Annotated in this window: 1 protein-coding gene; it reads left to right on the forward strand. The window is 36.0% G+C overall.

What is annotated here, in order from left to right:
* Positions 1-678, forward strand: a 678-nt coding sequence (locus tag ACFILA_RS09590; protein WP_375661132.1) for a hypothetical protein, incomplete at its 5' end; no start/stop codon positions are given.
* Positions 679-1,040: the final 362 nt, after the last annotated feature.

The raw sequence follows: 1,040 nt of genomic DNA on the forward strand, positions 1-1,040 counted from the left end.
GATGATGTAAAGGCGGGGTCCTTAGGCGGCTTTATTGAAAAGGAAGTTAACCTATCCCATGATGGTAATTGCTGGGTGTATGATGAGGCTTGTGTCTATGGTCATGCAAGAGTGTATGAAAATGCAAAAATACGCCATTTTTCTCAAGTCTGTGGTCAAGTTTATGGCAATGCTGAGGTCTATGGAAAAGCTTTTATCTCTCAATATGCTAAAGTTTATGACCATGCTTTTGTCTATAGCAATGCTCATGTTTATGGCAATGTTTATGGGTATGCTCATGTGAATGGTAGTGCCCGCATTCTTGCTGATGCTCATATTTATGACCATGCGCATGTTTCTTATGATGCTACGGTTTTTAGTTATGCACGCGTCTATGGTCATGCCAAGGTTTCTGGCTCTGCTTGCATTTATAGCCATGCAAAAGTTTATAATTATGCTGTTATTAATGGTCGTGCAAAAATTTATGGCAAGGTTTATGGAAATGCTTGTGTGAGTGGATCTTGTGAGATTTATGGCTCTGTTTATGGCAATGCTAAAATCTCATATTGTGCAACAATCTGGGGGCGTGCTTATGGCAATGCAAAAATCAATAAAAAAAGCAAAGTAAGGTTGGTTCCCAAAAATTGTGAGGTTTATGAAAGGGATAATGTTGTCAATATAACTGATAAAACAGAATAAAAAGAGACATGGGGGGCGTGCATTCTTTATGGTTATAAACGCATATAAAATGCATTGCTATAAACATATCATAAAAGAGAGAGTAAAATAAAAAAAAGCCGTGCCAAATGATATGACGCGGCTTTCAAATAGCGTTTTTTATTGATTAAAATGAATCATCCACAATGGAGTAATGAATGCATATATACAAAACGTATCATATTGCAAGCGCTCTATGAGAGATATGAAAACTTATCAAAAGAAACGTAAATGTGCGTATGATCTTTAATCACTCATTTGAATAAGAGAGCCTATAAACGCTCGGTAGCTTTAACAATCCAATCAAAAGAACATGCATATTAAGTGAATATCTTATAACAAAA

It is taken from the genome of Bartonella sp. CL71SXKL, from assembly GCF_042194935.1.
Lineage (GTDB): Bacteria > Pseudomonadota > Alphaproteobacteria > Rhizobiales > Rhizobiaceae > Bartonella.